This is a genomic window from Mesorhizobium sp. NZP2234 (assembly GCF_013170765.1).
GTDB lineage: Bacteria > Pseudomonadota > Alphaproteobacteria > Rhizobiales > Rhizobiaceae > Mesorhizobium > Mesorhizobium loti_D.
Genome location: NZ_CP033364.1, coordinates 1,595,147 through 1,618,832, shown reverse-complemented (window position 1 = coordinate 1,618,832; position 23,686 = coordinate 1,595,147). Strand labels below are relative to the sequence as shown.

Here is a 23,686-nt window from a genome sequence, read left to right as displayed (position 1 = left end):
GCGGCAGCGGACGGACCGTGGAACCAGCTCAGTACCCGGCTTTGATCTTCTCGAATTCGGCGATCATCTTCAGTTTGAGATCGGACGGCAGCGGCGACTGGAACAGCGTCTTGTCGACGAATTTCTGCACGTCGTCATAGCCCTTTTCCTTCAGGATCGCCTGGTCGACGCCAGCCATGCCCTTGGCATTGGCCTGGCCATAGCCCCAGTCCTTGACCAGCACCTTGGCGGTCTCCGGATCGTTGACGGCGTTGAGATAATCATAGGCCTTGTCGATATTGCCGGGCGCGTCCTTGAACAGCACGTAACCGCAGACCCAGGTCGAGATGCCTTCATTGGTGTCCTTTACGGACTTGATCGGCACGCCTGCCTTGACGGATTGCACCGTCGCATCGTTCCAGGCCCAGGCGAGGTCGACCTCGCCACCACTCAACAGCTGCACGATGTCGGTGGTGTCGGTCCAGTAGGAGCGGACGTTCTTGTGCACCTGGCGCAGGAAGTCGGACGCCTGCTTGAACTGGTCGTCCGTCATCGTGGTCCAGTCCTTCATGCCGATGGCAAGCGCGGCCAGCGCATAGGCATCGTCGACATTGTCGCCGATCGACACCCGGCCCTTGAACTTCGGATCTGCGAATGCCTTCAGCGACTGCACGTCCTTGGCGTCGATCTTGGAGGAGTTGTAGGTGAGCTGCGTGTTGCCCCAGTCCCAGGGCATGAACCACGCCTTGCCATCGTCGGTCGTGGCGAGGTTTTTCATCGCCATGATACCGGGATTGAGGTCCTTCCAGCCCGTGATCTTCGAGGTATCAAGCGGCTGCAGCAGCCCGGCTTCGCGCCACTTCGTCACGCTCTGCGAGCAGGGGTGACCGAGATCGGCCTTGAAGCCGGAACGGACCTTCTCGAACGCCTCGTCCTCGTCGCCGAAGAAGGCGAAGGTCGGCGAATCGCCGTTCTTCTCGACATATTTCGGATGGAAGCTCGGGTCCTCGTAGCCGGACCAGTCGAACACGATCAGGTCCTTGTCCGCGGCGACGGCGAACGCTGCCGCCGAAGCCGCAAGCGCGCCGCCCAGCGCCAATGTCAATGTCAGGCGTCGGCTGAGTTTCTTCATGCTGTTCCATCCTCTTTTGGTCTTGCCGGTCTTGGCGGCCGGCTGTTGCTAACCGTAATGCTTCGGGAAGGCCGCGGCCAAAAAAGCATTGGCCGCCTGCAAGGCTGTTTCGCGCGTTGTGTCCTCGGTGCCCATCATCAGCCGCAGCCACAGACCTTCCAGCATGGCCGACAGCGCCAGCGCCATCACCTGCGGCTCATAGGCATACGCGCCGCTCTGCTTGAGCGCCGTGCAGAGATCGATGAAGACCTGCTGGTAATAATTATCGCGCGAACTGCTCAGCGCCTGATAGGTCGGCCGCGACTTGGCCTCGCCCCAGAAGGCCAGCCAGGCAGCGAGCTTGCGCTTGTTGCAGATCGAGCGGTCGAAGTCGGCCCACACCAGCTGCTGCAGCTGCCGTGCCGGATCGTCGCCTGCTTTCTGCAGTGCGGCGCGCCAATGCGCCGAGTACTCATCATACATATGCTGCAGCGTCGCGATCAGCAGCTTTTCCTTGCTCTCGAAATGGAAGTTGACGATGCCACGCGAGAGGCCGGCGCCATCGGCGACATCGGCCATCGTCGTCTCGGCGTAACCGCGCCTGGCCAGCGAATCGATCGTTGCCTCGATCAGCTGCAATTGACGGACCTCCTTCGAAGCCTTGCGGCCGCGCTTTTCGGCGTCGCTCTTTCGCGTCGTTTCGGCGAGAACGTCCCTGGCCTCGGAAGTCTTCATGGATGTGACGGTCTCCAGCATTGCCGGCTATCCAACCGGCTTCAAACCGCGCAGATGAGTGGGACGGTGCTCGCCACTGTCAAGCACCTTCTGCATTGCCTCCCAGGTCTTGATGTTCTTGTCGACATAGCCCGCGCCGACCGCGGCGGCAGCCTGGCGGTAGAGCGGTCCCTTGAGCCGTGCGAGTTCCCCGCGCGCCACCTCCCGGTACCACGGGTTGCGGTCGCGCACGGTGATGTCGGCAAAGCCCGCGCTTCGCATCGCCTGCGCATAGCGCGCCGGCGATGCCATGGTGAAGGACAGCCCCTCGGCGGCGACATAGGCTTTCATCTCAGGCGAGGGTTCGCCGTCATGCCCGATCATCCAGTTGGACGCGGCAAAGACGCCGCCCGGCTTCAGCACACGAAAAATCTCGGCGAACAACGCGTCCTTGTCAGGCACATGCAGCAGCGCATCCTTGGAGAAGACGACATCGAAGGAACGATCGGTGAAAGGCAGCGATCCGGGAAGCGATTGAACGAAGTTGACGCGATTTGCGAAGCCACGCACTGCTGCTCGCCGTCTGGCCGCTTCGATCACCGGCTGCTCGACATCGAAGCCGGTGGCGTGAGCGGCGCCGTGGCGCTCGACCAGATGCAAGGTGATGCCGCCGGAGCCGCAGCCGATATCGAGGACCGTCTTGCCGTTGAGCGAAATCCCTTCGACCACCCGGTCGACCTCGCCGGGACCGCCTGGCGACAGGTAGCCCTCGCCCCACAGCGCCTCGAGGAAGCGGATCGCGGTGTCGTCATACTCCGGCTCGGCATCTGCCGTTTCGATCATCAGCCCTCGATCCCCAATCGATGATTGCCCAGTTCGAACGCCGGCAAAGCCTAGCGCATGCCGGGGAAAACGCAACATCATTTGTTGAACATTCATTCAGAATGACTGGACAAAACAGCTGATGCCATGCCAAATTCCGCATATTCGGGAACAGATCACGCAAAAATGAACAGCGGGTCGCGGAGCACAATTCCAGGAAAAGTGTGAGCGGTTTTCCCGGAAAAGCCGCACAGCGCTTTCCCCTGGGAATTGCGTGGAAACAAAGAGACTGGGCCACAATGAAAGCTTGGGACGCGATCGTCATCGGCGGCGGACACAACGGCCTGGTCAACGCCTGCTATCTGCAGCGCGCCGGGCTCGACGTGCTGGTGGTGGAGAAGAACGACTGGGTCGGCGGTGCCGCCACCAGCCGCGAACTGACGCCGGGCTTCCTCTACTCCAACTGCTCATATGTCTGCTCGCTGTTCCGCCCCGAAATCATGCGCGACCTGGAACTGCCGCGCTTCGGCCTGCAGGTCATCTCCTATGAGGGCGGCGCGGTATTCACCCGCGACGGCGACTACCTCGCCAACTACCGCGACCATGATGCGCACCGGCGCGAATTCGCCCGCTTCTCCAAACGCGACGCCGAAGCCTATGACCGCTACGCCCGCGACGTGACGCGGCAGTGCCGTTTCATCCAGCCACTTTTGATGCGCACCGCGCCCGACCCGACCAGCCTCAAGCCGCGCGACCTCGGCGAGTTGCTTTATCTTGGCAGGAAGTTTGCCGGCCTGTCGGCGGAAGAAATGGCGCTGACGCTGCGCTTCTGGACCATGTCGATCTCGGACTTCCTCGACGAGTATTTCGAGACCGACGTCATCAAGGCAAACTTCGCTCTGTCCGGCATCATCGGCACCGCGCTCGGGCCGATGTCGCCCGGCACCGCTTACGTGCTGCTGCACCACTATATGGGCGAGGTCGACGGCTCGGTCGGCGCCTGGGGCTATGCGCGCGGCGGCATGGGCGCGGTCACCAAGGCGCTGGCCGCGTCGTTCAAGGCCTCGGGCGGCACCATCCGCACCGGCGCCGAGGTCGACCATGTGCTGGTCCAACGCGGCAAAGCCAAAGGCGTGGTGCTGGCCGGCGGCGAGGAGATTTACGGCAAGCTCGTCGTCTCCAATGCCGACGTGAAGCGCACCTTCCTGAAGCTTGTTGAGGAAAAGGAATTGCCCGACATTTTCCTGCGCCGGGTCAGGAACTTCAAGATCCGCGGCTCCTCCGGCAAGGTCAACATCGCGCTCGATTCGCTACCGGAATTCCCGGCGCTGCCGAAGGATTCGCCGGTCTATCGCGGCGACATGCATTTCACAGATTCGATGGAGCGCATGGAGCGCGCCTATGACGACTGGAAGGCCGGGCGCTGGTCGGCCGATCCTTTCCTCGACATGGTGATCCCGACCACGCTCGACCCGACCATGGCGCCGCCGGGCAAGCACTTCATGAGTTGCTTCGTGCAATACGCGCCACCCAAGGTGAACGGCCGCGAATGGGCCGATGCCGATCGCGACGGCTTCGCCGAGAGCGTGATTGCGCAGATATCAGAGTATTCGCCGGGCTTCCGCGACCGCATCGTCCACATGGAGGTGCGCACGCCGCGCGAGATCGAAGCCGAGGTCGGCCTCACCGAAGGCAACATTTTCCAGGGCGAACTGACCTTCGACCAGCTTCTGTTCAATCGCCCGGTGCCGGGCTACGCGCAATACCGCTCGCCGGTCGGCGGCCTCTATATGTGCGGCTCCTCCACCCATCCGGGAGGCGGCGTCATGGGCGCGCCCGGCCGCAATGCCGCCGCCGAAATCCTGCGCGATCTCGCCAAATCCACCTCGCATATGAGTCCGGCCCATGACGTCATTTGATGCACCAAGATGGGATGTGCTTGTCATCGGCGGCGGCCACAATGGTCTCGTCGCCGCGGGCACGCTGGCGAAAGCAGGTCGCAAGGTGCTCCTGCTGGAAGCGGGCAGCGAAACCGGCGGCGCCGCTCGCACCGAGGAGTTCGCGCCGGGCTTTCGTGTCTCGTCGATCGCCCATGTGCTGAACCGTCTGCATCCCGACGTGGTGAAGACGCTGGAGCTGGAGAAACACGGGCTCAAAGTCGCCCGCGCGGACTTCCTGCCATCGGTGGCACTGTCGAAGGACGGCCCATCGCTGGTCCTGCATGGCGCCTATGGCGAAGTGCTGACCGGCACCAGTTCCTCCGAGCAATCGGCCTGGAAGGAATTGCGTGCGCAGCTGCTGCGTTATGCCGGCATCCTGAAGCCGTTCCTCTCCCGCCGCGCGCCCGATCTTGCCGACATGTCGCTGCTCGAGACCGCCTCACTCGGCCAGACCGCGCTGGCGCTGAAAAAGCTCGGCAAGGAAGACATGCGCGACTTCCTGCGCGTGCTGCTCATGAACGTCGCCGACCTGCTCGACGAACAGCTTGCAGACGACAGGCTGAAAGGCCTGCTCGCCTTCGACGCGACGCTCGGCAGCCATCTCGGCCCGCGCTCGCCGACCTCGCTGCTCGGCCTCTACTATCGCCTCGCCGGCGAGACCGGCGGGGCATCCGGAGCACAGATGCTGCCGCAAGGCGGTATGGGCGCCGTTGTCGCCGCCATCCGCGCGGCGGCGGAAATGGCCGGCGTCACCATCCGGACATCGGCGCCGGTCGGAAAGATCATCGTGGAGAAAGGCCGCTCCGTCGGCGTCGCGCTCGACACTGGCGAGGAGCTGCGCGCCAGGACGGTCATCTCCGCCATCAATCCGGCGACAACTTTCCTCGACCTTGTCGGGCCGCGCGAGCTCGACACCGGCTTCGTGCGCAAGGTGAAGAACATTCGGATGAAAGGCGACGCGGCGAAACTCAATCTGGCGCTCGATCGGCCGCCGCAATTCGCCGGCGTCGATGCCGCCGGCCACAAGGGCAGGCTGGTCATCGCGCCTTCGCCCGATCATGTCGAACGCGCCTTTAATCCGTCCAAATACGGCGAGTTCTCACCTGAGCCGGTGATGGAGATCACCCTGCCCAGCCTTGCCGATCCATCGCTGGCACCTGCTGGGGCCTGTGTGTTGTCGGCTGTGGTGCAATACGCGCCCTATGCACTGAAGGAAGGTTGGGCTGCCGGCAAGCCGAAATTCCTCAAGGCTGTCCTGGCGCAGCTCGAGGCTTACGCGTCGGGCATCGGCAAGAGCGTTGTCCATGCCGAGTTGCTGACGCCGGCCGATATCGAGACGCGTTACCGCATGCCGGGCGGCCACTGGCACCACGGCGAATTGCAGGCCGACCAGATGCTGATCTCGCGTCCCGTCTCGGGCTGGTCCGGCTACGACACGCCGCTTGAAGGATTGTTCCTGGCTGGTGCCGGCTCGCATCCCGGAGGCGGTATCTCCGGCGCACCCGGGCTCAACGCCGCGCGGCGCATCATCGCGATGAAGAGGTAGGTCATGGCCCAGGCAACCAGGAAGAAGCCCGTTGCAAAGACCGCCAGTGCGGCCGTTTCCGCACGCATCGCCGCGCAAGGTCATTTCCGCACGCTGCGCCTCGGCACCCCGTTCCAGCCGCGCCTCGATGCGCTGGCCAGGACTCAGGACTGGTACAATTGGGCGGGCTACCGCGCGCCGCATTCGCTGTGGGACGAGGAGCTGGAATATTTCGCCATCCGCAGCCAGGCGGCGCTGTTCGACATCTCGCCGATGACCAAATACCGGATCGAAGGACCGGATGCCGAGGCCTTTCTCGACCGCGTGACCTTGCGCGACGTGACCAGGCTGAGACCTGGCCGTGTCCACTATACCGCCTGGTGTGACGACCAGGGCTTTGTCCTCGACGACGGCACGCTGTTTCGCCTGTCGCCGACGCGCTTTCGCCTGTGTTCGCAGGAGCGGCATCTGCCCTGGCTACTGGACAGCGCCATTGGATTCGACGTCACCGTCGAGGAAGAAACCGAAGCCGTCGCCGGGCTCGCCCTGCAGGGCCCAACCTCCTTCGCCGTGCTGCGCGATGCCGGCTTAACCGGCGTCGAGCGGCTGAAGATCTTCGACCTCGCCGAGTTCGCCCATGACGGCGGCACAGTCACCATCTCGCGCACCGGCTTCACCGGCGATCTGGGCTACGAATTGTTCGTAGCCGACGACAAGGCGCTGAGCCTGTGGGACCGGCTGATGAAAGCGGGCGAACCGCGCGGCATCCGTGCCATCGGCTACACGGCGCTGAACCGCGCACGGCTCGAGGCCGGGCTGATCGTTGCCAATGCCGACTTCACCGCCGCCGAACATGCCATCCGCGCCGATCGCCTGCGCATGCCAGACGAGATCGGGCTCGGCTTCATGATCGATCCGGAGAAAGGCCACTTCAACGGCCGCCGCGCCATTCTTGAAGCGCGCGCCAAACGCAGGCTGCGCCATGTGCTGGTCGGGCTCGAGATCGAAGGCAACATCCCCGCCGAACACGCCATCGTCTACCACAAGAAAAGCCAGGAGGTTGGCCTGGTCAGCGCCGCCATGTGGTCGCCGATGGCCAAGCGCAACATCGCCATCGCCTCGCTGGCGCGGCCCTATGGTGATACAATGGTGGACGACCTCTGGGTCGAGATCTACGCCATGCGCGAGCTGCAATATCAGAAGCTGATGAAGCGGGCCAAGGTGGTGGCGCGGCCCTTCATAAAACTCGACCGCCGCACCGCCAATCCGCCGGCGGATTTCTGACCATGGCCGACGAAGCGGACAAGCAGCAAGAAGATGGGGAAGCCGCCGAGCAGTGGGATCTGGTCAACACGCCGCTCGGCGAAAAATGGTCAGGCCGCACGCGCTATGCCGCCGCCATGTTCTTCTACAAGCGCGATGAGATGAGCGCGGAAACACTCGAAGTCTACCGCATCTGCGCGCGGCTTGATTCTGAAGATCCGCTGCCGATCATCCGCGATCGCGGCGTCGGCAGGGACTGGCTGAAGCGCATGGGCTTCGATCGATAGCCCTCAACCTATCGTGCGCTCAAGCATGCTCAACCAATTGCGGTAAGCGATCTTCTCGATCAGCGCACGGCCAAAACCACGCGCGGCCAGCGCATCGATCAACTTCGGCAGGCCGGCGACGTCGCCGATGACGGCCGGGATCATCGCACCGTCGAAATCCGAGCCGAGGCCGACGCCATCCTCACCCAGCGCCTGCAGCAGGGAATCGACATGGCGCACCATGACGTCGAGGCTGGTATCGGCGTTCATGCGGCCATCCTCGCGCAGGAATCCGGTGGCGAAGTTCAGCCCGACCATGCCGCCGGACTCGCGGATCGCGCCGAGCTGCCAGTCGGTCAGATTGCGCGAGTGGCCGCATATCGCATGCACGTTGGAATGCGTGGCGACCAACGGCGCATCGCTGAGCCCGGCGACATCGCGGAAGCCTTTTTCGTTGAGATGCGAAAGATCGATCATGATCTTCAGCTCGTTGCAGGCCTTGACCAGCGCCTTGCCGGCATCGGTCAGACCCGGGCCCGTGTCCGGCGAGGACGGAAAGCGGAACGGCACGCCGTGGCCAAAGGCATTTGGACGGCTCCAGACGATGCCGAGCGAACGCAGGCCGGCGGCATGCAGCACATCGAGCATGGTGAGTTCGGGATCGATCGCCTCGACGCCCTCGATGTGGAAGACGGCGGCAACCGTGCCTTGCGCCATGGCGTTGCGCACGTCGCCGGCACTGCGGCAGACGGCAAGCGCCCCGGCCCTTTCCAGCCGGAACAGGATCGAAGCCATCGCAATCGTCGAATTGAGCGCATCGGCGCGCGGCACCTCCGGCGGCAGTGGCTCGCTGTCGCTGGGCGCCAATGGCACGGCGCTTCGCCTGGCCTTCTCGACCGGTGGCGGGAAGATCGCGAACATACCGCCGGCAAAGCCGCCGGCTTTCGCGCGCGGCAGGTCGATGTGACCGCCCGATTTCCCCTCGACGAACAGCTTTTCGACGTCCACGTTCTTGGACTGATAAAGGCGCAGCAACGTATCGTTGTGGCCGTCGAAGACGGGGACGAGGTCTGTTTCGGTCATCAGGGGATCATTCAGTTCGTTTGTCGGCACGGCGAGATATCATATCTAGGCAAGATATCCGGTCGCGGCAAATGACAAAGCCAACTGGCAGCGGGAGCTGCCCCTTATCCCCCCGCTGCCGTCTATCAACGAAGTGCCGCGCTCGCTACCGCTTCAGCACGTCGGCCCATTCCGGATGGCGGCGGAACTGGGCGTTGGCGAACGGGCAAAGCGGAATGATCGTCTTGCCCGCCGCGCGCGCATCCTCGACGGCGCGGGTGACCAGCCGAAGTCCGGCACCCTGGCCGCGAAACGCGTCCGGCACTTCGGTATGGTCGATGATGATCTGGTGCTCGCCGATCTTGGTGAAGGTCATCTCGGCCTCGGCGCCTCCGGGGCCACGCAGGACATAGCGGCCCTTGGAGCCGCGGTCTTCCAGTTCGATCTCAGGCAGTTGGTCGGGCATTTCTAAACTCCTTGAGCGACACCGGCAAAGAGCCGCCGCGCCGCCTCGATTTCATTTGGCCGCACCTCGTGCCCGCCTTCGTGCCACTCCACTGTGACATCGGCGCCGTCGGCACGCAAATAGGCTTCGAGCCGTGTCGTCAGGTTCGGCGGGCAGATCGGATCGCGCTTGCCGGCGGTCAGCAGGATGTGCCGGCCGGCGAGGTTGCCCTCCACCTTCGGTTCGAACGGGATCAGCGGATGCATCAGCACCGTGGCGTCGAACAGACCTGGCTCGGCGAACACCACGGACGCCAATATGTTGGCGCCATTGGAATAGCCGAGGCCCAGCACCGCCGACGGCTTCGCCGCCTCGACATGCGCCTTGACGAATTCAGCCATCTTGCTTGTCCCCCGCGCCAGGTCGTCCATGTCGTAGACGCCCTCACCGGTGCGGCGGAAGAAGCGCGCCGCGCCGTGTTCCGACACATCGCCGCGCGGCGAGATGATGGTGGCCTGGGGCACGAGATCGCGCCCGGGCGACAGAAGCTGGGTCTCGTCGCCGCCGGTGCCGTGGAAGACGAAAAGCATGGGGCCGCCCGGCGAACCGGGCAGCACCTTGTGGATGTAAGCGTCCTTGCTCATGGTCTCAGCCTTCCAGCTTCTGCAGATGCTGTTCGAGATAGGGCCGCAGATGCTGATGCTGCGTCGGCAGCTTCAGCGCTTCGCCCAGATGCGCGGTGTCCTCGTCCTTGTCGAACCCCGGCTCGTTGGTGGCGACTTCGAACAGCACGCCGCCCGGCGTGCGGAAATAGATCGCCCAGAAGTAATCGCGATCGATCACCGGCGTCACCCCATAACCCGTATCCATCAACGCCTTGCGCACTTCGAGCTGCTTGGCGCGGTTCTCGACGGCGAAGGCGACGTGGTGGACGGAGCCGGCGCCGAGATCGGCGAAGGCCGCGGTCGGCAGCGATTCTATATCGACGACATCGGCGCCATTGCCGTTCTTGACGGCCAGCCGCCTGACATTGCCTGATTTCTCGATCTCCTCGTAGCCCATGAATTTCAAGAGCTCCTCGGTGGCGCCGCCATCCTTCAGCCGAAGCGCGACCGAGTGGAAGCCACGGATCGCTTCGTCGGCCGGAACACCGCCCTTCACCCAGGGCGCACGGCTGTCGACCTTGGCTTCGACAAGCGCGAAACCGTCGCCGTCGGGACCCGCAAATCTGAGCCGTTGCTCACCGAAGCTCTCCTCGCGGGAGACATCCGCCACGCCTTCGTTGGCGAAGCGCTTTTCCCAATAGGCGAGCGTGCCTTGCGGCACGGAGTAGACCGTGGTGCCGACTTCGCCGACGCCGCGGCGGCCCTTGCCGATGTTGGGAAACGGAAAATAGGTCATCACCGAACCGGGCGTGCCGACCTCGTCGCCATAATAGAGGTGGTAGACGTCGGGCGCGTCGAAGTTGACTGTCTTCTTGACCCGGCGCAGGCCGAGCTTGTGGGTGAAGAAGTCATTGTTCTGGCGCGCATCCCCAGCCATGGAGGTGACGTGGTGCAGGCCCTTGATCTGGTCGAGCATTGTCTTGCTCCTTCCCTTGTGTTTGTGCGGCCCTCGCCGCTGTCCGAGCCAATATGAGGACACCTCCGCTTGCGGCAAAGGCGGTAAACGCAGAATGGACTGTGCTGTAAAAGTGAACAATAAAAAGAGATTTGTTCACCAATTAGCTAATGGGGGCGGCCTTGCGCCGTTGCGGGAAATCGTTTCCATGAACGGCATCGAACATGCAGCGAAAGGTATCGCGAGTGACAGGAAAAGCCAGACGCCCCAACGTTCTCCTGATCACTTGCGACCAGTGGCGCGGCGATTGCCTGTCGGCCGCCGGCCACTCCGTGGTCAAGACACCGAATGCCGACGCGCTGGCCGCGGAAGGCGTGCTGTTCAAGCGTCACTATGGCGGCGCGGCGCCCTGCTCGCCGGCCCGTGCCTGCCTCTACACCGGCCTCTACCAGATGAACAACCGGGTCTGCCGCAACGGCTCGCCACTTGATGCCCGCCACGGCAACATCGCTCTGCACGCGCGCGGCCTTGGCTACGATCCGACCCTGTTCGGTTACACCGACGTGTCGCTCGATCCGCGCCTCATGAGTTCAGGCGATCCAAGGCTGAAAAGCTACGAAGGCGTACTGCCTGGATTCACCGTGCGGCAACTGCTGCCCGAGCACCAGAAGCAGTGGCTGTCCTGGCTGAAGCTGCACGGCATCGATACCAGCGCCGGATCTCCCGACATCCATCGTCCCGTGGACGAGGAAGGCGACGCCGACGCGGTGACCGAGGCGCCGCCGGTCTATTCGAAGGACCATACGCCGACGGCTTTCCTCGCCGATGAGTTCATCCGCTGGCTCGGCGAGCAGGAGCAGGCGACGCCCTGGTTCGCGCATCTCTCCTTCATCAGCCCGCATCCCCCCTTCATCGTGCCGAAGCCCTACAACACGCTATATGATCCGGCCGATGGCCCGGCGTTTCACCGTGCGGAGAGCTGGCGGGCTGAAGCTCAGAGCCATCCGTACCTCGCCTATGATCTTGGCCGCCAGAAACGCGCGAAGTTCCGTCCCGGCGCGGCAGGCAGGGTGCACGACTGGAGCGAGGATGATTTCCGCCGCATCCGGGCGATTTATTACGGCATGATCTCGGAGGTCGACGCACAGCTTGGCCGCATCTGGCAGGCAGTCAAGGTTTCAGGTGCCTGGGACGACACCATCATCATTCTCACCTCGGATCACGCCGAGATGATGGGCGACCATTTCATGCTGGGCAAGGGCGGCTATTTCGATGGCAGCTACCACATTCCGCTGATCATTCGCGATCCGCGGCATGGCAAGGCTGCCGGCACCAGCATCGATCGCTTCACCGAAGCCGTAGACATCCTGCCCACGCTTATGGACCTGCTTGGCGAGACGCCCAAACCGCATCTCGACGGATGTTCGCTGAAACCATTCCTGAGCGGCGGAACCCCGGCCAGCTGGCGCGATGCCGCGCACTGGGAATTCGATTTCCGGTCGATCGCAGGCGGCGAGGCCGAGGCGCATTTCGGCATTGCCTCACGCCAGTGCAATCTGGCGGTCATCCGGACCAAGAAATTCAAATATGTGCATTTTGGCGGCGGCCTGCCGCCATTGCTTTTCAACATCGAGACAGACCCTGGCGAACTGACCAACCTCGCCACCAGCCCCGCACATCTGTCCACCCGCCTGGAATTCGCCGAGCGGCTTCTCGCCTGGCGGGCCGAACATCTCGACCAGTCACTGGCGCTGGCGGAGTTGACGGAAAATGGCGTGGTTGGCCATGTGAGCAAGGCAATAAGGGAATAGGGCAGTAAGGCAGTCTGTTTGGATATACCGGCACCGACGTGCCGCACCTGCTGCCCACTGCCCTAGTGCCCTACCTCACAATCATCCGCTGCTGGTCGCGCTTCTCGGCATAGCTGCCCTTGTCATAGGCGGTTTGCGCCTGCAGCTGTTCCTTTGTGAAGGTCGTGTAGAGATACTTCTTGCCGTTCTTGTCGGTCATGAATTTAAGATTATCCAGGCCAACCGCGACCTCCTTCCCGCCAATGCCGAGGAAGCCGCCGACGTCGACGATCACGGCATCGGTCTTGTTGTCGGGCGTCAGCACGACATCGCTGATCTCGCCGACCTTGGCATCATTGGCGCCGTAAACCGTGGTGCCCTTGAGGTCGCCGGCCTTGATCTCGCCGACCGGCATTGCGGTCAGCGTGGACTTGTCGATGGCTGCCGTCTGCGTCTGGTCGGGAGCCGTCGCGGCAGGAGCCTCGGCTGTCTTGTCCGCCGGAGCGGTGGCCGGGGCCGAGGTCGTGGCCGGTGCAGTCGCCGCGGGTTCGTTGGATGCGGTCGTCGCCGGTACCGGATCATACGCCTTGCGGTTGAAATCCGGTTGCGCCTGCAACTCTTCCTTTGTCGTCTGCGCCACCAGCCAGCGGTCACCGTTCTTCTCCGCCCACTGTGCCTTGTCGTATTCGAAGGCGACATTTTTCGCGCCTACGCCCAGAAAGCCACCGACGCCGATAACGACGGATTTCGCCATGCCCTCCTTGGAGAGCACGATGTCGTTGACACTGCCGATTTTCTGCGCGTCGTCACCGGTACCGTTGTAGACGGTCTCACCAAGGATATTGGTGGCAAGGTTGCCGTCGGCGCGCTTCACCGGCTCCGCCGGGGTGGCATTCATGTCGACAGGTTTCTGCGCGGTATCCGTTGTCGCCGGCGCCGTGGGAGCTGTCGCATCCGTGGACGCGGCTGGCGCTGGCGGGGGTCCATAAGGCTTGCTGTCAAACTCCGGATGCGCCTTCAATTCTTCCTTGGTTGTGTGGGCAACCAGCCAGCGGTCGCCATTCTTCTCGGCCCACTGCAGCTTGTCGTATTCGAAGGCGACATTTTTCGCGCCTACGCCCAGAAAGCCACCGACGCCGATAACGACGGATTTCGCCATGCCGTCCTTGTCGAAGACGACATCGCTGACCTTGCCGATGTTCTCGGCATCGTCGCCCGTGCCGTTATAGACGGATTCGCCGATGATGTTGGTGACGATGCTGCCTTCGGCGCGCGGCACCGAAGCGGCTGCGGCTGGCTCCTGAACGGCAGGTGCGCCCGCTGGAGCCGGGGTCGCGCTCTGTGCGAAGGCGCCGGTCGCGATCAGCGTTGCGAGTGCGGTTGTGGCTAAAAGGGTGCGGATCATGATAGTCTCTCCTCGTGCGTGATTTCGTGCACGCCGCGCCCGATTGAACCGTCGCTGGGAAGATCGGGCGTGGCATCTCCACGGGTTCACAACGTCGTGACCATGCTGTTGTTCCGACAAAATCGGCCCGGAGTCGGCGGCCAGAAACACGGAGCGGTTGCGCGGCGGCTTGAGAACATGCGCTGAATTGCACCCTTCCAACGGAACCTTTCCCGTATTGCCACGTTTCAGCCTGCGGCTGGGCTCGCCCGGCGCGTTTTGGCTGGCAAACGGAGCGGGGCATGAAATTTGCGGCGGTGCTGAACCGAGACGGCGGCACCTTGCGCACCACCGACCTCGCCGCCCTTTCCGACAAGATGCGCCAGACACTGGAGACGGCAGGCCATGCTCTCAGCATTGATGTCGTTGCCGGCAAGGACGTGGTGGAAACCCTCGACAGCGCTGCCTCGCGCCGTAGCGTCGATGTCGTGCTCGCCGGAGGCGGGGACGGAACCATTTCGGCCGCGGCCGCCAGGCTGATGGGCAAGAGAAAGGCGCTTGCCATATTGCCGGCCGGCACCATGAACCTGTTCGCACGCGGTCTCGGCATTCCGCAATCGCTTGATGCCGCGCTGGAATCCTTCGCCGACGGCGAGATCATCGCGGTCGACATGGCCACGGCCAATGGCCAACCCTTCGTCCATCAGTTCTCGATCGGCATGCATGCCAGGATGGTGCAACTGCGCCAAGGCATGGAATTTGGGTCGCGCCTGGGCAAGATCGGAGCATCGGCCAAGGCGGCGTGGGCGACGATCAAGAACCCGCCCGCGATGAACGTGACGCTCAGCATCGGGGACGCGGAGATGACGGCCCGCATAACAGGCATCGGCGTCACCAACAATCTGTTCGGCGAGGGCCACCTCCCCTATGCGGACAACCCTTCGGGCGGCGTGCTCGGCATCTATGTCACGGTGGCGCAGCAGCGCGCCGAACTGGTGAAATTCCTCTTCAACGTGGCGCGCGGCAAATGGCGCGACAATGAACATGTCGAAATCCATCAGGCCGACCGCACTGTCCTGAAAATCCATTCCGGCAGCAGGAAGTTCCGCGCCGTCATGGACGGTGAACTGGTCCGGCTCGATCGGGAAACGACCATCGAGATCAAGCCTTGTGCGCTGAACGTCCTGGTGCCCGCAAGCCTCGCCGAGGCAAAGGCCGCCTGATGCTATCCCGAACCATGACGGCCGAGAACACAGAGCATTGTCTTGACGCCATTCCGGGCGGAGAGCCGCCTCACGCCTTTCCCGCAATTGCCCTAGCCGCTCGGCGCACTTCCCTGCTCCGTCGCCGGTGTCTTGGCCACCTCACCATAGATTTCGGCGATGCCCCAGGCAGCGATAGCCAGCAGCAGCGCGGCGATCAGGATGCGCAGGCCGTGCCAGCCCCATCGGCCCTGTCGCGCCTTGTCTTCGGGAATGATCTTGGTCATGGCCGATCCTTGTTTCGTTCTGCGCCTGTGGGCGCACTCGGCAAAACACGGTCGGGTAACGGTTCCCTGCTAGGATGGTTCCGGGAAAGCGAGCCCGTGACGGGCCGGTGGGTTGGCAAGACGGCGAAGACCGGCATGGGCATTGGGGATTGAGGTGAATAGCAAGGCGGAAATAGGGGCGAGCCTGCCGGCCGAGGTGGCGCGCTCGATAGAGGATGAAGAGCGGCTGGCCGTGCTGCATGGGCTGGCGATGCTGGATACAGCGGCCGACCCGGATTTCGACCGCATCACCGGCCTTGCCGCGTCCGTGATGCAGGTGCCGATCGCCCTGGTGACGCTCGTCGATGTCGAGCGGCAATGGTTCAAGTCCTGCCTTGGGCTCGACGAGACCGAAACCCCGACCGACATCTCCTTCTGTGCCCACGCCATCGCCGCCGGCGACGATCCCATGGTGGTGACCGACGCGACGACGGACCCGCGTTTCAAGGCCAATCCGCTGGTCACCGGCAAGCACCACGTGCGTTTCTATGCCGGCGCGCCGATGCTCGTGGCAGGCGCCAGGATCGGCACGCTGTGCGTGCTCGACCGCAAGCCACATGCCTTTCCGTCACAGGCCAAGCTCGACCAGTTGAAGACGCTGGCAGGCCTTGCCGCCAGCCTGTTCACCTTGAAGGACGCGACCCGCAGCGGCGCCATCGCCGAGGCAGCGCTTGCGCGCGAGGAGAAGCGGCGTGCCATCGCGCTCGATGCGGCATCGCTGGCCAGCTGGGCATGGGATGTCCGCACCGACATCATCGAATGCGATGTGCGATTGTCGGAATTGTTCAACCTGCCGCGTTCGACCCGGCTGCGGGCGCGCGACATCCTGACCGCCATAGATCCGCGCGACGTCTATCAGACCGAAACCCGCTTTCGCGACGCCTTGACCGGCAGCGACGATTATTTCGGCGAATACCGGGTGAAGGACTTTCACCCGCCGCGCTGGGTGGCCACGCGCGGCAGCGTCATCGAGCGCGACGGCGACGGCAAGCCGACGCTGATCTTTGGCGTCAACTACGACATTTCCGAACGCAAGCTCGGCGAAGAGCGGCAGCGGCTCCTGCTGCGTGAGCTCAACCACCGCGTCAAGAACACACTGGCGACCGTCCAGGCGCTGGCGACGCAGACCGTGCGTCACGCCCGCCAGCCGAGCGAATTCCTCGACGCCTTTGGCGCACGGCTTCAGGCATTGGGCATCGCCCACAATCTGTTGTCCGATCGCGAGTGGCGCGGCATCGGCATCCGCGAACTCGTCCAGATCGAGATCAGGCCCTTTGACACCGACAACCAGCCGCGTATCACCATCTCCGGGGCCGACCTTTTGCTGTCGCCCGATCAGGCCGTTGGCCTCGGGCTCATCCTGCACGAACTGGCCAGCAATGCGTTGCAATATGGATCGCTGTCGGTTGCATCCGGCAAGGTTGATCTCGACTGGAAGACACAAGGCAGGAAGGGCGACCGGCGCCTGGTGCTGACCTGGCGCGAAAGCGGCGGCCCTGAAGTCGCCCCGCCGCAGCGCCACGGCTTCGGCTCGATTCTCATCCGCCGCAGCCTGGCCAAGGTCATTTCAAGCGAAGTCACCCATGAATTCCGGCCCGAGGGTGTCTTCGCCGAGATATCGATGCCGCTGGAAGATCTGTCCAAGTGACGGATCCGATCCAGGACCGGAGCGGCGGCGTCATGTTTCGTGCCCAGCATCCGGATCGTCGGGCTTCGTATTCTCGCGGTATATGGCATAGGCGGCGAGCGCCACGGCCGGGCCCAGAATGACGCCGAGGCCGCCCTTTCCCTTGAGCAAGGCCGGCAGCACCGCAAGTGCGGCCGTGATACCGATCGCCTTCATGTCGGCGTTGCGCCGCCGCGCCTCGCGGCGTGCACGGGCGCCGGACATCAAGCGATGGACGAGAAGAACGAGGCCGGCGATCACCAGGAAGCCGACACCGAAGCCAAGCGCCGCCGCGAACGATCCATAGCGGGCCGCGGTCCAGATATAGGCTGCCCCAACCAGAAAGCCGAGACCGCACAAAGCCGCCAGGGCGGCGATCGCATAGATGATGGCCGCCGTGCGCGCGCGGCGTATGGCGGCCACGGTTTCACCCGAGGCGAAACCCGAAAGCAGGGATGCCAGCAGTCCCATCTGGGGCGGATCTAGCGACGCGCGAGCAGCGCGAACAGGAAGCCGACGCCCGCGGCGATCGCCAGCGACGTCACCGGCTTTTCGCGCACGCTCGCCAGCATCTGCGCCTCGATATCCCTTGCATTGCCGCGCAGGCTGTCGAGGGCTGCTTCCCCTTGGGCGCGCAGCTGCTCGACACCCTCGGCCGCCGCACGGCGCGCCGTGCCGTAGCCGTGTTCGCCGGTCTTGGCCAACTGTTTGGTAAGCTTGTCGATATCGGCCTTCAGCTGCTTGATGTCGGCTTCGAGGTCCGAATTCGTCCGCGCTTCGTTGGCGGTCTTTCCTGCGGCGGTTGCCATTGCTTAACTCCTTGTGATTGCTCGATTTCAAACGCGCCTTGCGTCTCAAGGTTCCGGCATCGGGACAAACTAGAGCAACTCCAGGAAAAGTGTGAAACGGTTTTCCGTCCGGAGTTGCGTCAAAAACAAAGAGATAGAGCAATTCGCTGTTTCCGCGAAACAGTGAACTGCTCTAGTCGAAAACAAGAGCGTACGCACCAATCACCAAACCAGGGCGAGAGGACGTCGTCAGATCAGGGGACGACGGCCCTCGCCCAACCCTTCCCAGCCTGCGAGTTGCTTGAGCCCTTCAGTGTCGACCACCTCGCAACCACCATCCCGCCAAAGGATCAGCTTGCGGTCCATCAGTTTGCGGATCGTCTTGTTGGTGTGAACCAGCGACAGGCCGAGCGTATCGGCGATGTGCTGCTGCGTGATGGGAATCTGGATGGATTGCTTGCCGTTCAGTCCGACGACCTTGGCGCGGCTGGCTATGAAGGCAATCAGATAAGCGGCGCGCTCGATCGCGCTGCGGCGGCCGACGCTAAGCAGGTTCTCGTCCAGCATGCGTTCTTCGCGCGACGCGATCCAGGTGATGTCGTAGCCGAGACCCGGATGGTTGCGGTAGAGTTCGTGCAGATTGTCGCGTTCAAAAACGCAAAGCAGCATCGGCGACAAGGCCTCGACGGAATGCTGCATCTCGCCCATGACGCTGCCTTGCAGGCCGATGAGATCGCCGGGCATGAGATAGTTGAGGATTTGTCGGCGCCCGTCCGGCAACAGCTTGTAGCGGAATGCCCAGCCGGACAGCACAGTGTAGAGATGGGCGCTATGGCTCCCCTCCACGAGCACCGTGGCGCCCTTGTCGACCGCGAGCTCCCCCTTCTTGAACTTGCTGATGAAGGCCAGTTCCTGATTTTCGAACTCGCGGAAAACCGGTAATGGCCTTAAAGGACACTTCTCGCAGGGATATTGTCGGCTCGATGAAGCACGCCCGTTCTGCCCTGGCATTTCGACCCCTCTTCGAAGCCTGCCGGTCAGCAGGTACTCTTAAACGTTTTGCCGGGAACCGAGTTCCGGATTGAAGGCATGTCTTTTTTAAATGACAACACACGCAATTGCGATCATGACTCCCGGCGTTTCAAGGAGCCTTCACCTGTGATGCCCACATTGCTTGACGGATTGCGGATTCTTGTCCTGGAGGACGAATTCCTCATCGCCATGGATGTCGAGCAGCTTTGCCGCGACCACGGTGCACGCGAGGTGGTGATAGCCCGAGACTTGGCCGAGGTTGACGGCGGAAAGGTCGCGATCGAGTTTGACGCGGCCATTGTCGATCTGATGCTGGGCGGCACATCGACCCTCGAATTCGCCGCCGGCTTGCGGGAAACAGGCGTCCCTTTCGTGTTTGCCTCCGGCTATTCGGATGCGGACGAGATCAAGGCGTCCTTTCCGGGGGTCAGGCTGGTAACCAAACCCTATTCAGGCGAAGATCTGGTCGAAGCGGTGGCGCGGGCTTACGGACGCGGCTCTGCGGGATGAGATCGATATAGCTGCGTCCGAATTCGTTTTCGGACCTTACGTCAATGCGCCGCGGTTCCCGTGACCTGAGCCGAGATCGCATCGGGACCATATTCGTCCTCGCCGGAAATCTTCAGAATCTCCTGCAGGCGCGTGCGGGCCCTGCTGACGCGGCTCTTGATCGTTCCGACCGCGCAACCGCAGATTTCGGCGGCCTCCTCATAGGAGAAGCCCGATGCGCCGATGAGGATGATGGCCTCGCGCTGGTCTTCCGGCAATTGCTCGAGGGCGCCACGAAAATCCTTGAGGTCGAGTTGGCCGTGCTGGGCGGGATGCACCGCGAGCCTGGCTGTCATGATGCCGTCGCTGTCCTGTACCTCGCGGCCGCGCTTGCGCATCTGCGAATAGAATTCATTGCGCAGGATCGTGAAAAGCCATGCCTTGAGATTGGTGCCGGGCTGGAAGCTCTCATGCTTGTCCCAGGCCTTGACCAACGTTTCCTGGACAAGGTCGTCGGCCTTGTCTGCATTCTGCGTCAGCGACACGGCAAAGGCCCGCAAGCTCGGGATTGCCCCAAGCAGATCGGTCTTGAAGCCTTGGGAGACCGCTGCCATGCCTCAGTCCTTCTTCTGTGCGGGTTCGGTCTGTTCCAGCTGGCTGAGCAACTGGGCAAATCGATCCGGCACATCGTCGGAGACCAGCTCGTCATAATATTGTTTGAGTTTACGTCCGATCTCGGAGTTCGGCCCCAGAGGGTCACCGACACCGTTCCGGCGCCTGCCCTCGGCGCCAGCCAGAATATCTTTCGTCATATCCTTCATTTCGCCCTTATATTCCCAGCGCTAGGCCGCTCATACTCAACTCGACATAAGGCAAGCGGCACCCTCGTCTGGTTGCCCATCCCGACACCAAACGCCGTTCTCGCCTATTCGTTCCATATCGGCCGGAACTTTTTCGGAAAACCCGCGTTGTATTAGCGGGGCTTGCAATCAGCTTGACCTGCAATCCAGGCAATCACGTCATTCTGAGGGAGACGTTCTACCATGAGTTTATCCGCCACCATCGCACCGCATCTGCCGTTCCTGCGCCGCTTCTCGCGCGCTGTCTCGGGATCGCAAGAGAGCGGCGACGCGCTGGTCGCCGCGATGCTTGAGGCCATCATCGCCGACGTCGACATCTTCCCTCAAGCTTCGAGCGACCGCATCGCTCTTTACAAGGTTTTCGCCAAGCTGTTCACCTCGGTCGCCATCCGCGTACCGCAGGAGCATGCGCAATCGGCGTGGGAGCAGCGCGCCGCCGCCAATCTCAATGCGATCGCGCCGCTGCCCCGCCAGGCTTTCCTGCTGGTCGCCGTCGAAGGTTTCAGCGAGGACGAGGCGGCCGAGATTCTCGACGTCGGTGACCAGCAATTCTCCGAACTGCTTGCCCAGGCAAGCAATGAAATTTCCCGCCAGGTGGCGACCGACGTGCTCATCATCGAGGACGAGCCGCTGATTGCCATGGACATAGAGGAGATGGTCGAGAGCCTCGGTCATCGTGTGGTTGGAACGGCGCGCACGCATGCCGAAGCAGTGACGATGTTCGGCAAGACGCGGCCGAAGATGGTGCTGGCCGATATCCAGCTCGCCGACGGCAGTTCGGGCATCGAGGCGGTCAACGAGATCCTGTCGTCAACCTCCGTGCCGGTTATCTTCATCACCGCCTTCCCCGAGCGGCTGTTGACCGGCGAGCGCCCCGAACCGGCCTTCCTGGTGACCAAGCCGTTCAATCCCGACATGGTCAAGGCGCTGATCAGCCAGGCGCTGTTCTTCGACCGCCAGGCAAAGGCCGCCGCATAGATTCGCTGTTTTCCGGCAGGAATGTCCAGGATCAAGGCCGCCCGATGCGACGCATCGGGCGGCCTTGGCGGCCGAAGCCATCATCGCCGAATTTCGCTGTCGGTTCCGTCTCTAACAGTTTGCAAGCATCGCCTTTTTCGGCAAATGGTGGAACAAACCGCATCCACCCACGTTTTCCCTGCACCATTCGGAAGGAGATGAACCATGCTTTACTGGGCGCTCGTATTTCTCGTCGTGGCAATCATTGCCGGCGCGCTTGGTTTCGGCGGTATCGCCGGCACATCCGCTGGTATAGCGCAGATATTGTTCTTCATTTTTCTCGCTTTCCTGGTCATCTCGCTGCTGGCCGGCCTGTTTAGACGGGCGTGAGGAACGCTTCGCGAGCGAACACTGGAAGCCGCACCCCTCAAACGGTTTCCAGCCACCGCCGGGCGGTATCCCTCAAGGGACGCCGTCCGGCGGACCGCTTTAGAGGGGCAGGTTCTCGGGACATTCATTTGGAACCCATTCGACAGTGAGCCGTTCAGCCTGAGTTGGGTGGACAGATAGACCGATGCGCTCCAGGACTGCAGATAAAACGGAAGGCGCACGGAGCGATGAAGTCATCGCCTTGCATCCGGCGGAAAGTGGCATGCAGCTTGGCCGGGCTCTTCTCCACGCACTGCACAATGCAGGGATTTCCGTCCTCTATCAGGATCGCGAAATGAAGACCGTGTGGGCTCGCAACATGCGCGCGCCCTGGGCTTCGGATAATTCCGACGGCAACGGCATCCTGCCGATGGCGCAGGCCGACCGGATCAGCGCGGCCAAGCGCGATGTGGTTGCGACCGGCAATCCGGAGCGCCTCGAGATCAGTGTTCCGGTCGAGAACGGCGTCCGCTGGTTTCAGGTTTGGGTCGATGCCGATCGGGGCGACGCTGGTGACGTGCAAGGTGTCGTCACCACCATGGTCGAGACGACCGAGCAGAAGCGGCGCGAACAGACACTGACAACGCTGCTGCGCGAGGTCAGCCACCGCTCGAAGAACCTCCTGGCGATCATCCAGAGCATCGCGAGCCAGACCGGCCGCTATTCAGATGGCATCGGCGACTTCCTGACGCGCTTTCGCGGCCGGCTGCAGTCCCTGGCCTCCTCCCAGGATCTGGTTACGTCCTCGAACTGGCGCGGTGCGGCCCTTCATGAACTGGTGACGAGCCAGGTTGGGCGCTATGGGACGAATACACCGCACAGCCTTCGCTTCCGGGGCGCCAATCCCTACCTCAACCCCAATGCCGCGCTTCACATCGGCCTGGCTATGCATGAACTCGCCGTCAACTCGGTCAGCTACGGCGCCCTGTCCCGGCCGGATGGATTCGTCGAAGTAACCGCCGATCTCAACACCGCCGAAAGTGGGGAGGTTACACTCTCGCTGACATGGGCCGAAGCCATTGGAGCCAATGGCGGTCGGGGGACAGAGAAGCGCTTCGGCAGCGTCGCGCTGGAGCGGGTGGTGCCGACATCCCTGGGCGGAACCGCGACCCTCGACATCACGGATGGCCGCCTCGAATACCGCCTCGTCGTCCCACATAGCAATTTCGAGGCGCAGTGAACGGCTCGTGCTCTTAACCAGCCGTTCACCATAAAAGCGGATTGTTTTTTACCCAGACACCGCCGGAACCTGTCCAGTCTTCGGACATTGTGGCAGCAGGATTTCAGTACGGTGGGGAGGAATGTTTTGACGATTGCCGATATCAACAGATTGGAACAGGCCGCCCGTATTTCGATGGGCGAATTTCTGGATACCGAAGCCAACGCGGAAACACGCCCTCAGGCACGACACGGCTTGACGATTGGGATCGTCCTCGCGCTGGCCGCGATTGTACTCCTCGCAGCTTTGTTCCAGTTGACCTGATCGAAAGTCCTGCCCGCCTCCCCTGCGCTCTCGGCTGGATATCGCTAACTTGCCCCGGGCTGGCTTTTTGGTGGCAGCCTCTGGCCGTGCTTGAAACTCAGTTCTTCGTACCGTTATTATTTGCGTGTGCTCGTGACACGACAGGAACTTTTTGACGATGTGCGCCGTTGTTGCGGCGAGAGGACATCTCGTCATGGAACACATAGCCGCGTTGTTGCTGGTCATCGGCTGTTCGAACTCGATGGCCGACTGCCGCGAATTGCAGGTGCCCGTCAGCGTTTTCGCGACCGCCGACGAATGCACCGCCGAACGGCCGTTCGCGATGGGCGACGTGCAAGGGCAGGCGCAGCATGTTGTCGCCAAATGCCTTGCGGTCGATCCCGCGCTTGAGGATGACTACGATCAAATCGTCTGGAATGTGCGCCCCGATGGCAGCCTCAATGCATCATTGGCGATTTCCAATGTGGTGATGGCATCGGCGGCGGGGCGCCCAGAAAAAGACTATCTTAGCAACAATAAATTCGAGCAGCAAAGGCCGTAATTTCGTGCTAAATGGCTGCTGGAGCCAACTAAGCTAAATGGCTGCTGGAGCC

General features: G+C 62.7%; 27 protein-coding genes. 13 read left to right on the top strand and 14 right to left on the bottom strand.

The features are described from left to right. Nucleotides 1-28 precede the first annotated feature (28 nt). The 3 genes from EB230_RS07950 to EB230_RS07940 are packed head-to-tail and all read right to left on the bottom strand — an operon-like array spanning nucleotide 29 to nucleotide 2,647. Nucleotides 29-1,111: an ABC transporter substrate-binding protein gene (locus tag EB230_RS07950; RefSeq protein WP_027041849.1), complete on the bottom strand. Its 1,083-nt coding sequence runs from the start codon at nucleotides 1,109-1,111 to the stop codon at nucleotides 29-31. Nucleotides 1,112-1,159: 48 nt separating this feature from the next. After that, the gene (gene betI, locus EB230_RS07945) at nucleotides 1,160-1,825 is read right to left on the bottom strand and encodes a transcriptional regulator BetI (protein WP_244494125.1); all 666 of its coding nucleotides are present in this window, start codon (nucleotides 1,823-1,825) and stop codon (nucleotides 1,160-1,162) included. A gap of 27 nt (nucleotides 1,826-1,852) precedes the next feature. Beyond that, entirely contained in the window at nucleotides 1,853-2,647 is a 795-nt protein-coding gene (locus EB230_RS07940; protein WP_172371996.1) for a methyltransferase domain-containing protein, read from the bottom strand. Nucleotides 2,648-2,925: 278 nt separating this feature from the next. Here EB230_RS07940 and EB230_RS07935 point away from each other — a divergent pair, with 278 nt between their 5' ends. Genes EB230_RS07935 through EB230_RS07920 form a run of 4 tightly spaced genes read left to right on the top strand, consistent with a single transcriptional unit; the run spans nucleotide 2,926 to nucleotide 7,641 of the window. Next, nucleotides 2,926-4,545 (top strand): NAD(P)/FAD-dependent oxidoreductase, encoded by a 1,620-nt coding sequence (locus tag EB230_RS07935; protein WP_172371995.1) that lies wholly within the window; start codon nucleotides 2,926-2,928, stop codon nucleotides 4,543-4,545. Further along, complete coding sequence (locus EB230_RS07930; protein WP_056575852.1) at nucleotides 4,532-6,112, top strand: NAD(P)/FAD-dependent oxidoreductase; 1,581 nt, start codon at nucleotides 4,532-4,534, stop codon at nucleotides 6,110-6,112. Before EB230_RS07935 ends, EB230_RS07930 begins: the two co-directional genes overlap by 14 nt. A gap of 3 nt (nucleotides 6,113-6,115) precedes the next feature. Further along, entirely contained in the window at nucleotides 6,116-7,375 is a 1,260-nt protein-coding gene (locus tag EB230_RS07925) for an aminomethyltransferase family protein (RefSeq protein WP_172371994.1), read from the top strand. 2 nt (nucleotides 7,376-7,377) lie between these two features. After that, complete coding sequence (locus tag EB230_RS07920) at nucleotides 7,378-7,641, top strand: hypothetical protein (RefSeq protein ID WP_056575846.1); 264 nt, start codon at nucleotides 7,378-7,380, stop codon at nucleotides 7,639-7,641. 3 nt (nucleotides 7,642-7,644) lie between these two features. On the opposite strand, the gene EB230_RS07915 is transcribed toward EB230_RS07920, so the two are convergent. From EB230_RS07915 to EB230_RS07900, 4 genes are all read right to left on the bottom strand, one after another. Further along, nucleotides 7,645-8,703, bottom strand: a complete 1,059-nt coding sequence (locus tag EB230_RS07915) for a dipeptidase (RefSeq protein ID WP_056576531.1) — start codon at nucleotides 8,701-8,703, stop codon at nucleotides 7,645-7,647. A 145-nt stretch (nucleotides 8,704-8,848) separates the two neighbouring features. Then, the gene (locus EB230_RS07910) at nucleotides 8,849-9,148 is read right to left on the bottom strand and encodes a GNAT family N-acetyltransferase (RefSeq protein WP_056575842.1); all 300 of its coding nucleotides are present in this window, start codon (nucleotides 9,146-9,148) and stop codon (nucleotides 8,849-8,851) included. Between the two features lie 2 nt (nucleotides 9,149-9,150). Further along, nucleotides 9,151-9,771: an alpha/beta hydrolase gene (locus tag EB230_RS07905; RefSeq protein WP_056575839.1), complete on the bottom strand. Its 621-nt coding sequence runs from the start codon at nucleotides 9,769-9,771 to the stop codon at nucleotides 9,151-9,153. Between the two features lie 4 nt (nucleotides 9,772-9,775). Further along, nucleotides 9,776-10,708 carry a VOC family protein gene (locus EB230_RS07900; RefSeq protein WP_056575837.1) on the bottom strand — a complete coding sequence of 311 codons (933 nt, stop codon included), beginning with the start codon at nucleotides 10,706-10,708 and terminating at the stop codon, nucleotides 9,776-9,778. Between the two features lie 224 nt (nucleotides 10,709-10,932). Here EB230_RS07900 and EB230_RS07895 point away from each other — a divergent pair, with 224 nt between their 5' ends. Beyond that, entirely contained in the window at nucleotides 10,933-12,498 is a 1,566-nt protein-coding gene (locus EB230_RS07895) for an alkaline phosphatase family protein (protein WP_056576528.1), read from the top strand. Between the two features lie 70 nt (nucleotides 12,499-12,568). On the opposite strand, the gene EB230_RS07890 is transcribed toward EB230_RS07895, so the two are convergent. Beyond that, a complete protein-coding gene (locus EB230_RS07890) occupies nucleotides 12,569-13,882 on the bottom strand; it encodes a PRC-barrel domain-containing protein (protein ID WP_172371992.1) in 1,314 nt (437 codons plus the stop codon). 281 nt (nucleotides 13,883-14,163) lie between these two features. Between EB230_RS07890 and EB230_RS07885 the strand changes: the two genes are divergently transcribed. Then, on the top strand, nucleotides 14,164-15,084 hold the full coding sequence (locus EB230_RS07885) for a diacylglycerol kinase family protein (protein ID WP_056575830.1): 921 nt from the start codon (nucleotides 14,164-14,166) through the stop codon (nucleotides 15,082-15,084). A 92-nt stretch (nucleotides 15,085-15,176) separates the two neighbouring features. Here the strand turns inward: EB230_RS07885 and EB230_RS07880 are convergent, their stop codons facing one another. Continuing rightward, complete coding sequence (locus EB230_RS07880; protein WP_081295025.1) at nucleotides 15,177-15,350, bottom strand: hypothetical protein; 174 nt, start codon at nucleotides 15,348-15,350, stop codon at nucleotides 15,177-15,179. A 154-nt stretch (nucleotides 15,351-15,504) separates the two neighbouring features. Between EB230_RS07880 and EB230_RS07875 the strand changes: the two genes are divergently transcribed. Continuing rightward, the gene (locus EB230_RS07875) at nucleotides 15,505-17,037 is read left to right on the top strand and encodes an HWE histidine kinase domain-containing protein (RefSeq protein WP_056575825.1); all 1,533 of its coding nucleotides are present in this window, start codon (nucleotides 15,505-15,507) and stop codon (nucleotides 17,035-17,037) included. 30 nt (nucleotides 17,038-17,067) lie between these two features. On the opposite strand, the gene EB230_RS07870 is transcribed toward EB230_RS07875, so the two are convergent. The 3 genes from EB230_RS07870 to EB230_RS07860 all read right to left on the bottom strand — a co-directional run bounded on the left by EB230_RS07870 (nucleotide 17,068) and on the right by EB230_RS07860 (nucleotide 18,854). Then, entirely contained in the window at nucleotides 17,068-17,526 is a 459-nt protein-coding gene (locus EB230_RS07870; protein WP_056575823.1) for a hypothetical protein, read from the bottom strand. 11 nt (nucleotides 17,527-17,537) lie between these two features. After that, entirely contained in the window at nucleotides 17,538-17,864 is a 327-nt protein-coding gene (locus EB230_RS07865) for a DUF883 family protein (RefSeq protein WP_172371990.1), read from the bottom strand. 228 nt (nucleotides 17,865-18,092) lie between these two features. Then, nucleotides 18,093-18,854, bottom strand: coding sequence for a Crp/Fnr family transcriptional regulator (locus EB230_RS07860; protein WP_140772696.1), 762 nt, complete (start codon nucleotides 18,852-18,854; stop codon nucleotides 18,093-18,095). Between the two features lie 48 nt (nucleotides 18,855-18,902). Between EB230_RS07860 and EB230_RS07855 the strand changes: the two genes are divergently transcribed. Beyond that, nucleotides 18,903-19,385, top strand: a complete 483-nt coding sequence (locus EB230_RS07855) for a response regulator (protein WP_320412015.1) — start codon at nucleotides 18,903-18,905, stop codon at nucleotides 19,383-19,385. A 41-nt stretch (nucleotides 19,386-19,426) separates the two neighbouring features. On the opposite strand, the gene EB230_RS07850 is transcribed toward EB230_RS07855, so the two are convergent. Together EB230_RS07850 and EB230_RS07845 are read right to left on the bottom strand one after the other, a co-directional pair. After that, complete coding sequence (locus EB230_RS07850; protein WP_010911883.1) at nucleotides 19,427-19,978, bottom strand: RNA polymerase sigma factor; 552 nt, start codon at nucleotides 19,976-19,978, stop codon at nucleotides 19,427-19,429. 3 nt (nucleotides 19,979-19,981) lie between these two features. Beyond that, nucleotides 19,982-20,185 (bottom strand): NepR family anti-sigma factor, encoded by a 204-nt coding sequence (locus EB230_RS07845; protein WP_056575812.1) that lies wholly within the window; start codon nucleotides 20,183-20,185, stop codon nucleotides 19,982-19,984. A 222-nt stretch (nucleotides 20,186-20,407) separates the two neighbouring features. Between EB230_RS07845 and EB230_RS07840 the strand changes: the two genes are divergently transcribed. From EB230_RS07840 to EB230_RS07820, 5 genes are all read left to right on the top strand, one after another. After that, a complete protein-coding gene (locus tag EB230_RS07840; RefSeq protein WP_056575809.1) occupies nucleotides 20,408-21,202 on the top strand; it encodes a response regulator in 795 nt (264 codons plus the stop codon). Between the two features lie 204 nt (nucleotides 21,203-21,406). Beyond that, nucleotides 21,407-21,571 carry a DUF1328 domain-containing protein gene (locus EB230_RS07835; protein ID WP_010911886.1) on the top strand — a complete coding sequence of 55 codons (165 nt, stop codon included), beginning with the start codon at nucleotides 21,407-21,409 and terminating at the stop codon, nucleotides 21,569-21,571. A 184-nt stretch (nucleotides 21,572-21,755) separates the two neighbouring features. Beyond that, complete coding sequence (locus EB230_RS07830; RefSeq protein WP_056575806.1) at nucleotides 21,756-22,790, top strand: sensor histidine kinase; 1,035 nt, start codon at nucleotides 21,756-21,758, stop codon at nucleotides 22,788-22,790. Nucleotides 22,791-22,916: 126 nt separating this feature from the next. After that, entirely contained in the window at nucleotides 22,917-23,093 is a 177-nt protein-coding gene (locus EB230_RS07825; protein ID WP_172371988.1) for a hypothetical protein, read from the top strand. A gap of 193 nt (nucleotides 23,094-23,286) precedes the next feature. Next, nucleotides 23,287-23,634, top strand: coding sequence for a hypothetical protein (locus EB230_RS07820; protein ID WP_172371986.1), 348 nt, complete (start codon nucleotides 23,287-23,289; stop codon nucleotides 23,632-23,634). Nucleotides 23,635-23,686 lie beyond the last annotated feature (52 nt).